General features: G+C 70.0%; 10 protein-coding genes and 3 pseudogenes. 8 read left to right on the forward strand and 5 right to left on the reverse strand.

Annotation, left to right across the window (positions count from 1 at the left end; all coding sequences use genetic code 11):
* Positions 1–57 precede the first annotated feature (57 nt).
* Positions 58–459 (forward strand): annotated as a pseudogene (locus ACIBB8_RS18675) (mismatch-specific DNA-glycosylase); the annotation flags it as partial.
* Between the two features lie 305 nt (positions 460–764).
* Here the strand turns inward: ACIBB8_RS18675 and ACIBB8_RS18680 are convergent.
* Positions 765–1,502: an ABC transporter permease gene (locus tag ACIBB8_RS18680; RefSeq protein WP_398953362.1), complete on the reverse strand. Its 738-nt coding sequence runs from the start codon at positions 1,500–1,502 to the stop codon at positions 765–767.
* A 2-nt stretch (positions 1,503–1,504) separates the two neighbouring features.
* Positions 1,505–2,443, reverse strand: a complete 939-nt coding sequence (locus ACIBB8_RS18685) for an ABC transporter ATP-binding protein (protein WP_398953364.1) — start codon at positions 2,441–2,443, stop codon at positions 1,505–1,507.
* A gap of 109 nt (positions 2,444–2,552) precedes the next feature.
* On the opposite strand from ACIBB8_RS18685, the gene ACIBB8_RS18690 reads away from it, so the two are divergent.
* The 3 genes from ACIBB8_RS18690 to ACIBB8_RS18700 all read left to right on the forward strand — a co-directional run bounded on the left by ACIBB8_RS18690 (position 2,553) and on the right by ACIBB8_RS18700 (position 5,638).
* Positions 2,553–3,725 (forward strand): sensor histidine kinase, encoded by a 1,173-nt coding sequence (locus ACIBB8_RS18690; protein WP_398953366.1) that lies wholly within the window; start codon positions 2,553–2,555, stop codon positions 3,723–3,725.
* Between the two features lie 4 nt (positions 3,726–3,729).
* Positions 3,730–4,380 (forward strand): response regulator, encoded by a 651-nt coding sequence (locus ACIBB8_RS18695; protein ID WP_398953368.1) that lies wholly within the window; start codon positions 3,730–3,732, stop codon positions 4,378–4,380.
* Between the two features lie 100 nt (positions 4,381–4,480).
* Positions 4,481–5,638 (forward strand): ROK family transcriptional regulator, encoded by a 1,158-nt coding sequence (locus tag ACIBB8_RS18700; protein ID WP_398953370.1) that lies wholly within the window; start codon positions 4,481–4,483, stop codon positions 5,636–5,638.
* 48 nt (positions 5,639–5,686) lie between these two features.
* Here ACIBB8_RS18700 and ACIBB8_RS18705 read toward each other — a convergent pair whose 3' ends face one another.
* Both ACIBB8_RS18705 and ACIBB8_RS18710 read right to left on the reverse strand, forming a co-directional pair.
* On the reverse strand, positions 5,687–6,451 hold the full coding sequence (locus ACIBB8_RS18705; protein ID WP_398953372.1) for a GntR family transcriptional regulator: 765 nt from the start codon (positions 6,449–6,451) through the stop codon (positions 5,687–5,689).
* A gap of 253 nt (positions 6,452–6,704) precedes the next feature.
* Positions 6,705–7,589 carry an RNA polymerase sigma-70 factor gene (locus ACIBB8_RS18710; protein WP_398953374.1) on the reverse strand — a complete coding sequence of 295 codons (885 nt, stop codon included), beginning with the start codon at positions 7,587–7,589 and terminating at the stop codon, positions 6,705–6,707.
* 168 nt (positions 7,590–7,757) lie between these two features.
* On the opposite strand from ACIBB8_RS18710, the gene ACIBB8_RS18715 reads away from it, so the two are divergent.
* A complete protein-coding gene (locus ACIBB8_RS18715; protein WP_398953395.1) occupies positions 7,758–8,588 on the forward strand; it encodes an alpha/beta fold hydrolase in 831 nt (276 codons plus the stop codon).
* A gap of 75 nt (positions 8,589–8,663) precedes the next feature.
* Here the strand turns inward: ACIBB8_RS18715 and ACIBB8_RS18720 are convergent.
* A pseudogene (locus ACIBB8_RS18720) lies at positions 8,664–9,509 on the reverse strand (DMT family transporter); the annotation flags it as partial.
* A gap of 47 nt (positions 9,510–9,556) precedes the next feature.
* On the opposite strand from ACIBB8_RS18720, the gene ACIBB8_RS18725 reads away from it, so the two are divergent.
* The 3 genes and pseudogenes from ACIBB8_RS18725 to ACIBB8_RS18735 all read left to right on the forward strand — a co-directional run.
* On the forward strand, positions 9,557–11,050 hold the full coding sequence (locus ACIBB8_RS18725; RefSeq protein WP_398953376.1) for a PLP-dependent aminotransferase family protein: 1,494 nt from the start codon (positions 9,557–9,559) through the stop codon (positions 11,048–11,050).
* A 90-nt stretch (positions 11,051–11,140) separates the two neighbouring features.
* Positions 11,141–12,721: an alkaline phosphatase D family protein gene (locus ACIBB8_RS18730; RefSeq protein WP_398953378.1), complete on the forward strand. Its 1,581-nt coding sequence runs from the start codon at positions 11,141–11,143 to the stop codon at positions 12,719–12,721.
* Positions 12,722–12,824: 103 nt separating this feature from the next.
* Positions 12,825–13,058, forward strand: a pseudogene (locus ACIBB8_RS18735) (hypothetical protein); the annotation flags it as partial.
* Positions 13,059–13,158: the final 100 nt, after the last annotated feature.

Below are 13,158 nucleotides of genomic sequence, written 5' to 3' on the forward strand. Positions count from 1 at the left end.
CTCGTTGATCTCGGGTACCAGCACCGAGACCAACGAGAAGACGTAGTGCAGATAACTGTGCACCTGTCCGGCTTCACTCCCCGCCAGTTGAAGCCCTCGGAACAGCACGAGCTGCTGGCCTACGGTCTGGGCATCACCAATGTGGTCGCCCGGGCCACGGCGAGAGCCGACGAACTGGCTGCCAAGGAGTTCCGCGAGGGCGGACTGATCCTCACGGCCAAGGTCGAGCAACTGCGACCGCAGTGGCTGGCGGTGGTGGGGGTCACCGCCTACCGCACCGCCTTCGGCGAGCGTCGCGCACAGATCGGCCCGCAGGACCGGACGATCGGCGGTGCCCGGGTCTGGGCCTTGCCCAACCCCAGCGGCCTCAACGCGCACTGGACCGCTCAAAGTATGGCCGAGGAGTACGGGCGCCTCCGCGCGGCAGCCGACTTCACCGCTCCCGGCCATTCGGACTGAGCCGGACTGCGGAAGCGAGCACCAGAGGTCTGCGGGGGCTCAGGGGAATTGAGGTCAGGGGGTGGGGGCCGCAGGGGCGGCCGCACCCGCGTCCTCACATCCGAGGCTCGATGAGCGCCCCGTCGATGCGGCGGAGGTGATGGTCGGTGGCCATGCCGCCGGTCTACCGCCCGGCACCGACAACAAGTTCCCTGGCATGAGCACTGAAGGTCTTTCAGCCTCTCTCGCCCATGCCCGGCGCCGTTCCCGGCCCCTTCCGCGACCACCTCCCGATATGCGCCCACCAAGCCACGGGACATCGGTCCTCAGGCGTCCCTGCGCCTCATCGCCCACCAGCCGGCGAGCAGCGCGAGGCCTGCCCAGCAGGCCGTGACGGCCAGCCCTGCCCATGGCCCCAGACTGCCTTCCGGATGCTGGTGCAGTACCAACTGTCCGGCCCGGTCGGGCAGATAGAGCGCCACGCCGCTCGCGATGTCCCCGACCACGAAGGAGACGATCAGGACGAACGGGATGAGCAGGCTGAGTACGGCGACCGCACTGCGCAGCAGCACCGTCAGGCCGGCGGCGAACAGGGCCATGAGGGCGAGGTATATCCCGCCGCCGAAGGCGGCTCGGAGAGCTCCGGGTTCGCCCAGACCGATCGCGTACTTCCCCATGAACAGCTGGCCCGCGAGGAACGCGGTGAAGCTGGTGGCGAGCCCGACCACCAGGGCGAGCGCGCCGATGAGGGTCATCTTCGCCGCGTAGAAGAGGTCACGGCGTGGCACTGCCGCGAGCGATATCCGCAAGGCACCGTTCAGATACTCGGAGGAGAACGCTGTGGCGCCGAAGCTGATGGCAGCGATCTGGCCGAAGTTCAGTGCGTAGAAGGCGCCGAAGACCAGGTCGGTGGCCGAGCCCTCCGCCTCGGCCTGACCAACGGTGGCGAAGGCGAGCAGGGTGACAGCGATTGTCACCAGGAAGACCGCCATCAAGGAACCGGCCACGGACCGTACCGATCTGATCTTGATCCACTCGGAACGGAGCACGTCGGTGGTCGACATGGTCAGGCCTCCTGACGGCTAGCGGGTGACGCTGCTGCGGACGCGAATTCCGTCGCCTCGGCTGTGAGATCGAGATAGGCCTGCTCCAAAGTTGCCTGTTCGTCGACGAGTTCAAGAATGGGGATGCCCTCGACGGCGGCGATGGCGCCGACCTCCTCCGCTCTGGCGCCCTCGACGATCCAGCGACCGTCGTCGCTCTGTACTAGCTCGTGTCCCTTGCCTGCGAGCACGTCGCGGAGCCGACCCGGCTCCGTCGTGCGTACGCGCACGCGCGGACGGCTGCGGGAGTCGAGGAATTCCTGCATCGGCTGGTCGACAAGGAGTCTGCCTTGGCCGAGGACCACGAGGTGGTCGGCGAACGACGACGTCTCGTTCATCAGGTGACTGGAGACAAGAACCGTGCGACCCTCTCGGGCCAGCCGTTTCATCAGCTCCCGTATCCAGATGATGCCTTCCGGATCCAGCCCGTTCGACGGTTCGTCCAGCATGACGACATCCGGGTCGCCGAGCAGAGCAGCCGCTATGCCGAGGCGCTGTCGCATACCCAGCGAGAACGTCTTGATCCGGTTGCCGCCGACCCGGCCGAGCCCCGCCTCCTCCAGAACCGCCTCGACCCTGCCGGCAGCAAGGCCGTTGCTCGTCGCGAGAGCCAGCAGATGGTTCCGCGCGGTCCGCGAACCGTGGGCGGCCTGGGCATCGAGCAACGCGCCGACCCGGCGCAGCGGATGGTCGAGTGCGGCGTAGGTCTGCCCGCCGACAGTGGCCGTGCCACCGGTCGGCCGGTCCAGGCCGAGGATGAGTCGCATGGTGGTGGACTTGCCGGCGCCGTTCGGGCCGAGGAAACCGGTGACCCGGCCGGGTCGCACACTGAACGTGAGGCAGTCCACTGCGCGGGTCGCGCCGTATTCCTTGGTGAGCTCATGAACGTCGATGCTGGTCATGTCCTCAAGCCTGGCGGCCGCGCCCCTCTCTCGCCCTCCCCCGGCGGAGGGGCTCATCTCCCTCGCTCGGGGGAGCCGTCACCTTCGAGACGGCTGGCACGATAGCGGCATGCGTCGCCTTCTCCGTCCGCTGACCAAGCCGGTCACCTACACCCGCTGGCTGCACATGCTCATTCCGCAGGCCGCCGTCAGCGTGTGGCTGTTCATCTCCATGGACACCCCATGGGCCCTCGCGATCTTTGCCGTGCCTGCGGGCCTGGTCCCCGGTATGCGGCTCGCCGAGGGGGTTCAGGCTCAGCTGTTGCTGACGCCGTCGGAGCGCGGCAGACCCGACGCAGCGATCTCTGTGGCCCCGGCGGAGACCTGGGCGGCCCGCTGGCGGACCGTGGTCTGGCTGGAGGTGCGGCTCCTGCTCTCGGTGGTGACGATGTTCGCGACGGTGTGGTTGTCCACCACGGCAGTTGACCTCGTCCTCACCGCGTCGGGTTCGGGCCCGAGCGAGGACTGGCTGCTCCGCGGGGTGGAGCCGCACTGGTGGTACGCGCTGCTTGCACCCGTGCCTCTTCTCCTGCTGTTCGCAGTTGTCGTGATATGCGGTGAGGTGATCACGGCGGCGGCGCGGCAGCTGCTCGGTCCGTCACCGGTGGAGCGCTTGACCGCGTTGGAGGAGCGCACCGAGCAGTTGCTGGAGCGCAATCGCATTGCGCGCGAGCTGCACGACTCGATCGGGCACGCCCTGACCGTGGCGGTCGTCCAGGCGGGTGCGGCGCGGGCGGCGAACGATCCGGCGTTCACCGAGCGGGCACTGGCCGCGATCGAGGAGACGGGCCGGGCGGCACTGGACGATCTGGAGCGGGTACTCCGGGTCTTGCGGGAATCGGAAGCACCGGTGGGACAGCGGCCGACACTCGCCGAGGCGGACCGGCTGCTGGACTCGGCGCGCGGTTCGGGGGCGAAGGTCGACACCGAAGTCTCCGGTCCGGTGGAGCTGGTGCCGGGCCCCGTGTCCCGCGAGGGGTACCGAATCCTGCAGGAGTCCCTCACCAATGTGCTGCGTCACTCCGGGTCCGTCCCCGTGCGGGTGAGGATCACGGTCGCGGGCGGCTGGCTGGAGCTTGAGGTGACCAATCCGCTCACCGGGGCGATAGGCACCCCGGGCGGCGGCAGCGGACTGCGGGGCATACGTGAGCGGGCCGCGCTCCTCGGCGGAAAGGTCAAGACCGGTCCTTACGACGGCGAGTGGAGGGTGCACGCGAGCCTCCCGCTGGACGGCCTACGCTGACCGGATGCCGGTTACCGTTCTTCTGGTCGACGACGAACCCCTCGTGCGCGCGGGACTGCGTGCGGTGCTTGAGGCCCAGCCCGATATCGAGGTGGTGGGCGAGGCCGCCGACGGTGCCGCAGTGATCCCGCTGCTGCGCCGACTGCGCCCCGATGTGGTGGCGATGGACGTGCGCATGCCCTTGATGGACGGCATCGAGGCAACCCGGGTGGTGCTGCGCACGGTGCCGGATCCGCCGAAGATCTTGGTAGTGACGACGTTCGAGAACGACGAGTACGTGTACGAGGCGCTGCGCGCCGGGGCGAACGGTTTTCTGCTCAAGCGGGCCCGGCCCTCGGAGATCGTGCACGCGGTGCGTCTGGTCGCCGAGGGCGAGTCGCTGCTCTTCCCGGCCGCGGTCCGGCAGCTCGCCGCCGAGTACGGGACGAGCAGGGCCAAGGCGGCCATGAAGCGCGCGGCGCTCACCGAGCGGGAGGAGGCGGTGCTCCGTTTGATGGCCCGGGGACTGTCCAATGCGGAGATCGCCGCCAAGCTGGTGGTCGGTGTGGAGACGGTGAAGACCCATGTCAGCGCCGTACTGGCCAAGTTGGGGGCCAGGGACCGGACGCAGGCGGTGATCGCCGCGTACGAGTCAGGATTCGTGGCTCCGGGCTGACGCCGACGGCGCCCGGATCCGTGTTCCGGGTCACGGTCGCTCCGCTTGCAGGCAGCGAGTACGATCCGCCTGACATGCTCGCGAGCCGGAAGGACACACCGTGGGCCGGTTGACCGGTGGGGACCCGTCGCTGTTGAGACGGATCAATTCCGCGGTGGTACTTCATGCCCTCAGGGGCGCCCACTCCCCCACGCTCACGGACCTGACTCGTATCACGGGTCTGTCCCGGCCAACGGTCGAGGGAGTCGTCGAGGGGCTTATCGAAGCCGGTCTGGTCGTCGAATCGGCGCCCGACGAGGGTGAGGCCCGGCGTCAGGGCAGGCCGGCCCGCAGGTTCCGGTTCCGCGCCGAGGCGGGACATCTGCTCGGCATCGAGATCGGCCCGCACCGCGTCTCCGCACTTCTGTCGGGGCTGGACGGCAGGATCATCGGTGCCGGGTCGCGCGAGGTGTCCGAGACGGCTTCCGCGGACGACCGGCTCGACCGGGTGAGGGCCGTCGTCGCCGATCTGCTGCGGCGCTCCGGGGTGGCTCGGAGCAGTCTGCGTGCGGTCGGGGTGGGCAGTCCGGGGATCGTGGAGGCCGACGGGACCGTACGCCTGGGCACCGCGCTGCCTGGCTGGACCGGTCTCGCGCTCGGTGAGCGGCTGCGGCGCTCCTTCCGCTGTCCGGTGCTCGTGGAGAACGACGCAAACGCCGCGGCGGTGGCCGAGCACTGGAAGGGTGCCGCGACCGACTCGGACGACATCGTGTTCGTCCTGGCGGGGCTGAGCCCGGGGGCCGGTTCGCTGATCGGCGGGCGGCTGCATCGTGGTTACGGCGGTGCAGCGGGCGAGATCGGCGCACTCCATCTGCTGGGCCGCGAGGCCACACCGGAAAAGCTGCTGTCGACGACGGACACGCCGCTGGATCCGTTGGACGAGCAGGCGGTCGCCGCGGTGTTCGCGGAGGCCCGGCACGGCGATGTGCGGGCTCAGGCTGCGGTGGAGCGGTTCATCCAGCGGCTGGTGCACGATGTGGCGGCGCTGGTGCTGGCGCTCGACCCGGAGCTGGTGGTCATCGGCGGCTGGGCCGCCGGGCTGGACGGAGTGCTGGATCCGCTCCGCCGTGAGTTGGCCCGGTACTGTCTCCGGCCGCCGCGGGTCGCGCTGTCGCTGCTGGGCGAGGCGGCAGTGGCCACGGGTGCCCTGCGGCTGGCGCTCGACCATGTCGAGGAGCAGCTCTTCGCCGTGGAGGGATCGGTGACGGCCCGCCGCTGAGCGCGACGGGCCATTCGTTGCGTCCGAAGCCGGTGGGCCCGGCCGGGCTCACGACGCGTGGCGCTCCTGGCCGGAGTGGCTGATCTCCAGGCCGCCGGAGTCACTGAAGGTGAGTCGGCAGGTGTCGGCCCGGTAGGTGGCGACGGAGACCGCAGCCGTGCCGCCCGCCGCGAGGTAACGGGTGGTGACGACGAGGACCGGTGCGCCGGGGAGCCGGTCGAGCTCCTTGGCGTCGTCCGCTCGCGCGGAGCCGAGCTCCACCGAGCGGTCCTGGCCGTCGAGGCCGAGACGGTGCAGCTCCCGCACGACGCTGCGGGCGCAGGCGACACCCGACGGGGTCTCGATCGCGGACAGTTCGGGCACGGACGCCGACGGCACGTACAGCAACTCCGCAGCGACCGGCTGCCCCTGAGTGACCCGGATCCGGCGAACGATGTGCACCGGCTCGTCGCTCTCCACATCGAGCATGGCGAGGACGGGGGCGGGCACTGTCGCGGTCGTGCAGCCGATGGACTGCCAGGCCTCGTCGGCGCCGCCCGTCCAGTCGTGCTGTGCGGTCGAGACGGCGACGCCCACGCGCGGCGGGGCGACAGTGGTCCCCACGCCGCGGCGGCGCTGCAGCCTGCCTTCGAGTTCGAGCTGCTCCAGAGCCTGTCGGAGCGTTGCCCGGGCGACGCCGAACCTGGCTGCGAGCTCGCGCTCGTTGGGCAGGATCTCTCCCACCGCAAAGTCCGAGTCGAGTGCCTCACTGAGAACGGTCTTGAGGTGCCAGTACTTCGGCTCCTGCACCGATTCCAGCTGCGTGGTCCCCACCCTGTCCTCCGCAATCACCCAGCGTCTTTTTCCGCGACGTTATTTATTAAAGGTTCCTGTCTTAACGTTGAGACCATAGGGCGGCACACCCCCTTGGTCAAGACCAATCCTGTTCCGTCACGCTGCGAATCGGGGCCCTGTCGCAGAGCGTTCACAGGACGTTCGTGGTGCCGTGCGGCGCGCGCAGCACAAAGCCCCACGTCCGGAAGGAAGGTCCGTGGGGCTTCGGCCAGGCAGGTGTCGGGACGGGTGGCTATTCGACGGCCAGGTTGGCAAGCTTGTCAGGGTTGCGGACGATATATACGCACTGGATGACACCATCCCTTACGTCGACCTGGAAGACAGAATCGGGCTTTCCGCCGGAAAGCACCACCAGGGCGGGGCCACCGTTGAGCTCCACGACCCGGATCTCGAAGCCGGCAGGCTGATCCTTCGCGACGGCGAAGAGAAAGCGACCGACCTTGTCCTGGCTCTCGACGATCCGCAGCGGCGCCTTGGACTTTCCGCCGCTGTCGCCGACCAGGCGCACATCGGGGGCGAGGAGCATCAGCAGCTCCTCGATATCGCCGCCCGCCGCCGCGGCGAGAAACCGTTCGGTGAGGTCACGGCGCTGGGCCGGGTCGACGTCGTAACGCGGCTTGCGCTCCTCCACGTGCCGCCGCGCGCGCCCGGCGAGCTGGCGCACCGCGGCCTCGGTCCTGTCGAGCGTCGTGGCGATCTCTCCGAACGGGAAGCCGAAGGCCTCGCGCAGGACGAAAACGGCGCGCTCCAGCGGGGAGAGCGATTCGAGGACGACCAGAACGGCGACCGACACGGAGTCTGCGAGGACGGCCTGCTCGGCAGTGTCGGGCACGGCAGGGCCGAAGTCGGTGACAAGCGGTTCGGGCAGCCATGGTCCGACGTAGGCCTCGCGCCGGGTCTGCAGTTGTCGCAGCCGGTCGATGGCGAGGCGGGTTGTGGTCCGTACGAGAAACGCACGCGGCTCCCGCACCTCGTCGCGTGGCGCGGCCGACCAGCGCAGCCACGCCTCCTGCACCACATCCTCGGCGTCGGCGATCCGGCCGAGCATGCGGTAGGCGACCCCGGTCAGTACGGGGCGGTGTTCTTCGAAGACGTCGGTAACGGTGTCGGCTGTCACCGTCCCATCTCAGCCGACGCTCCGGGTCGTGTCCAGCACGAATCGCCCGGCCCACTTGAACTGCGGGCTACTGAGCGGTAATTGTTATTTACGGGACGTCTAAGTCCGTTCACGCAGAGCCACTTCAGGCACGGCGCATTCGTGCCGGACACCACCGGGAGCAACCGCATGGCCACCTCGGTCTCGTTCACCGTCGACTCACCCGGAGGACCGCGGCCCGTCTCCGTGGCGTACGAGCGCACCGGTTCCGGCGAGCCGTTGTTGCTGCTGCACGGCATCGGCCACCATCGTCAGGCCTGGGATCCGGTGCTGCCGGCGCTGGCACCGGAGCGGGATGTCATAGCCATTGATCTGCCTGGTTTCGGCGTCTCCGCGGCGCTCCCGGACGGCGTTCCGTACGACCTGGCGAGCGTGGTCCCGGTGCTCGGCTCCTTCTGTGAGGCGCTCGGCCTGGACCGGCCTCATGTCGCAGGGAATTCGCTCGGTGGACTACTGGCCCTGGAGCTGGGACGCGAGAAGCTCGTACAGTCAGTGACGGCGCTGTCTCCCGCCGGCTTCTGGACGGAGAGCGAGCGGCGCTACGCCTTCGGCACTCTGCGGGCGATACGGCACGGAGCACTGGCTCTGCCGATGCCGCTGATCGAACGGCTCTCGCGCAGTACGGCCGGGCGTGCGGCGCTGACGAGCACCATCTACGCAAGGCCCGGGCGCCGTTCACCCGAGGCCGTCGTCTCGGAGACTGTCGCCCTGCGCGAGGCGACCGGTTTCCACGAGACCCTCGCCGTCGGACGGAATGTCGCCTTCACCGACGATGTGCCGGGGCTGCCCGTGACCATCGCCTGGGGCAGCCGCGACCGGCTGCTGCTGCGACGGCAGGGGGTCAGGGCCAAGCACGCCATACCCGGTGCCAGGCTGGTACGACTGCCCGGCTGCGGTCATGTGCCGATGAACGACGATCCCGCGCTCGTGGCGCGCGTCATCCTCGACACCAGCCGCTGAACGGGTGCCGTTCATCGAACCGGCAGAACCCTGCCGCCTGCTGCGCCGCAGAACACCCGAACCGAGCGCCACGCCGGAACCCACCAGCAGGCTTCCGCCGGCCTGCGCGATCCCGTACGAACCGGTGCCGACGAGCGGCGCGGTGAGTGCCGCTGAGACCGGGATCAGCCCGGAGAAGAGCGTGGCGCGTTCGGCGCCGATGCGCTGCATGCCCATATACCAGCAGACGAACCCGACGACCGTGACCACGGCCGCCTGCCACAGGAGCGCCGCCGTCTCCGCGGGTGTGGGCATCCGCAGAAATCCGCTGCCGTCGAGCAGGACACCGAGCAGTGCGGACTCGGCGGCAGCGATGGCGCACACCACGGCCGACAGCAGTTTGGGCCCAAGCGGGCGCAGCACCGGTACGGCCAGGACGGCGAAGCCGACCTCGCCCGCGAGTGCGCCGACCGACCAGAGAAAGCCCGCCACGTCGGTCCGGCCCCAGCCCTGGACGGTGAAGGCCCCAGCGGCGACCAGGGAGGCCGCGCACAGGACGGTGCGGGTCGGACGACGGCCGTCCAGCAGCGGTACGAGGACGGCGACAAGGATCGGGGCGCAGCCGACGAATACCCCCGGAACAGCGGGTTCCGCAGACCGTTCGGCGGCCAGGACCGCCAGGTTGAAGCCGACCATGCCGATGGCTGCGAGCGTCGCGAGCCGGATCCACCAGCGGCGGGTGAGTGTACGGAGGGGAGCGAGGCCGGAGCGTCCCCCGCTTCGGAGGAGTGGCAGGAGCAACAGCGCGGCAAGTCCGTAGCGCAACGCCTGGCCGCCCGCGTACGGATAGGCGCCGAGGACACTGTTGGCGGTGAAGGAGGCGCCGACGAGGACGCAGGCGAAGGCCGCGAGCAGCGCCCCGCGCACGGAAGTCACGTTCATGGAACCGACGCTAGGCAGCGGGGCGGTCCGGATTAAGGTCCACTTTCATGACGTCTTCGGGGACCAATCCGCCGTGGGGTGGCGCGCAGCGGAGCGCGTCCGTATCTGCTGCCTGGGAGTTACTGCTTCCGGCCGCGGCCGCACCGGCCCGGGGGCGCGGGCGTGCGCTGCAGGAGGCGCTGCGCGAGGCAATCCGCTCCGGGCGCCTGGTTCCGGGAACCCGGCTGCCGTCCAGCCGCGAACTGGCCGCGGATCTGAGGGTGTCCCGCGGTCTGGTCACCGAGGCATACGAGCAGCTCACCGCTGAGGGCTACGTGCGCAGCGGCCGGGGCGCGGGCACCTGGGTGAGCAGTGCCGTCCGCGGCGCTGTGCGGGCGGCGCACGATCTCGCTCCGCGCGCCCCTGGCGCCTCGGTGGACTTCCGGCCGGGTACGCCGGATCTTTCACTTTTTCCGCGCAGCGCCTGGGCCACCGCCCATCGCGCGGTGCTGGGCCGGCTGCCGCACAGCTCGCTCGGCTACCCCGATCCGCGCGGACTGCCCGAGCTGCGGGAGGCCTTGGCCGCGCTGCTGGCCAGGCGACGCGGCGTGGTCGCTGATCCGGAGCGCCTGGTGGTGTGCTCCGGCGTTGCCCAGGCGACGACGCTGCTCGGGTTTGTTCTGCACGGGCGTGGCTTGCGGACCGTCGGCGTCGAGGATCCCGGAAGCCCGGAACATGCTTCACTGTTCGCTTCGGCGGGGCTGACGACCGTCCCGCTGCCGCTGGACGAGGAAGGTCTGGCGCCCACGCCGCTCACGCACTCCGGCGTGCGCGCCGTGATCACCACGCCCGCCCACCAGTTCCCCACCGGAATCGCCTACTCCGCCACGCGTCGCCGTGCATTGCTCGACTGGGCGCGGACCACGGACGGGCTGATCATCGAGGACGACTACGACGGTGACTTCCGCTACGACCGGGCGCCCGTCGGCGCACTGCAGGGTCTGGACCCTGAGCATGTCGCGTACACCGGCTCGGTGAGCAAGTCGCTGGCACCCGGGTTGCGGCTGGGCTGGCTGCTCGCACCGGCGACACTGACGGACGACATCGCGGCCCGTAAACGCACGATGGATCTGGGTAATCCGGCCGTCGACCAGGCAGTGCTGGCCGACTTCGTCACCCGGGGCGGGTACGACCGACAGCTGCGCCGCTGTCAGCGCGCCTACCGCGAGCGGCGCGACGCTCTGACCGCGGCGCTGGCGGAACACTTTCCCGGCACCGAGGTCAGCGGGATCGCCGCCGGACTTCATATCATCGCCCGCCTGCCCGAACGGTACGGTCCCGAGCCGGTGTTCCTTCAACGCGCTGCCGGTCGCGGCATCGCGCTGCGGCCGCTCAGCGACTGCGGCACCACGTGCCCTGGGGACCGTACGGTGAACCTGGTTCTCGGTTACGCGCATCTGGCGCCCCCGGACATCGCGCGCGGCGTACGGCTGCTGGCGCGGGCCCAACGGGACACGCACGGGCAGGACATCGACGGGAGTCGGGGCCCGGTGTTCATCTGAGGTTGGTGTGCCCGCCGCCGACGGGCACAAAGGTGGGGCCGGTCGACCGGCCACCCGTACCCCTGTCCCCGCTGCCCCCGGAGGCACCCGATGTCGTACCGTCCGCGCGTCCCTTCGCCCGACCGCCGCACCGTGCTGCGCGGTTCGCTCGCCGCTTCGGCCGCGCTCGCCCTTCCCGTGGCGGGAGCGGCGGCCCCCGCCTTCGCCCTGTCCGGCCGTCCGCGCGCGGGCTGGGGCGTTCAGGTGGGTGATGTCACGGCGTCGTCCGCCCTGGTGTGGGTGCGTGCGGACCGGCCGGCCCGGATGATCGTGGAGACGTCGGCGACGGAGTCGTTCCGGCGGGCCCGCACCTGGTACGGACCGCTCGTCGGTCCGGGCACGGACTTCACGGGGACGACGCCGCTGTACGGACTTCCGGCGGGCGAGCAGGTGCACTACCGGGTGACGCTCGCGGACCCGGACGATCCGCGCCGGACGGGTGAGCCGGTGTACGGAACGTTCCGTACCGCGCCTGCCCGGCGCCGGGACGGGGTGCGCTTCCTGTGGTCCGGCGACATCGCGGGACAGGGCTGGGGCATCAACCCGGACATCGGCGGATACCGGGTCTACGACGAGATGCGCCGCCTCGACCCGGACTTCTTCCTGTGCAGCGGCGACAACATCTATGCGGACGGTGTGATCGAGCCGAGCGTGACGCTGCCCGACGGCAGGGTCTGGCGGAACATCACCACCGAGGAGAAGGCGAAGGTCGCCGAGACGCTCGCCGAGTACCGCGGGAACTTCCGCTACAACCTCCTCGACGACAACCTGCAGAGGTTCAACGCGCAGGTGCCGTCGATCATCCAGTGGGACGACCACGAGGTACGCAACAACTGGTATCCCGGGCAGATCCTGGACGACGCCCGGTACACCGAGAAGAACGTGAATGTGCTGGCAGCGCGCTCGATGCAGGCATTCCGCGAGTACTTCCCGGTTTCCACGCTGCACGAATCGTCCGGCGACGGCCGGGTGCACCGGGTGGTGCGCCACGGGCCGCTGCTCGATGTGTTCGTCCTCGACATGCGGTCGTTCCGGAACGCCAACTCCCCCGGCCGGCAGCCCGACGACACCACGGGCATCCTCGGTGCCGAGCAGCTCCGCTGGCTCAAGCGTGAGCTCTCGCGGTCCCGCGCGGTGTGGAAGGTGATCGCCGCAGACATGCCGCTGGGACTGGTCGTCACGGACGGTCCGACGAACTTCGAGGCGGTGGCGCAGGGCGACCCCGGTACCCCGCTCGGCCGTGAGCTGCAGATCGCCGAACTGCTGCGATTCATCAAGCACCGCCGGATCACCGGCACGGTCTGGCTGACCGCCGACGTGCACTACACATCGGCGCAGCACTACGCCCCCGAACGCGCGGCGTTCAAGGACTTCGCACCGTTCTGGGAGTTCGTGTCGGGTCCGCTGGCCGCCGGTGGATTCCCCGCCAACGCACTCGACAACACCTTCGGCCCCGACCGGGTCTTCCTGCGCGCGCCCGACCGGGCGAACGTGTCGCCAATGGAGTCGCCTCAGTTCTTCGGTGAGGTCGACATCGACGGGGACAGCGGCGAGTTGACGGTGCGGCTGCGGGCGCAGGGCGGTTCGGTGCTGTTCACCACGGTGCTGCAGCCGGGGCGCGTCGGACAGTGAGCGGACGCCCGTAGCCGATGTCGGGCGAGGCCCCGGACAGCCGTCCGGGGCCAGCGGGTCGCCGACTGGACCGGGATGGCCGCGGACGGCATTTCGACCGTCGCGGGCCACCGGCGCATACCGGACGGTGCTCACTGTGCTGGCCGCCGCGCTGCCCGCGCTGCTGGCGTACGAGCAGGCCCCGCGCGGGCTGAGCGACCTGCTGTCCGTGGCCGCCGAATGCGCGGAACGCTGCAATGCGATGGCGGCCGAGCCGATACCCGGGCTGGCGGCTCTGGCCGCGCGCGGCGGCTCGTCGCAGCTGGTACGTCATGCGGCACGGCTGCAGGCAGCGTGGGAAAAGGGGCTCCCCTGTCGCTTCCGTGGGTCGTTGACCTGGGCTGATATGCAGAACACGCCGTACCCCGGCTACGTTTCGACTTGCGACGGTACGAAAC

Source organism: Streptomyces sp. NPDC051286, assembly GCF_044455345.1.
In the GTDB taxonomy this organism is placed as follows: domain Bacteria; phylum Actinomycetota; class Actinomycetes; order Streptomycetales; family Streptomycetaceae; genus Streptomyces.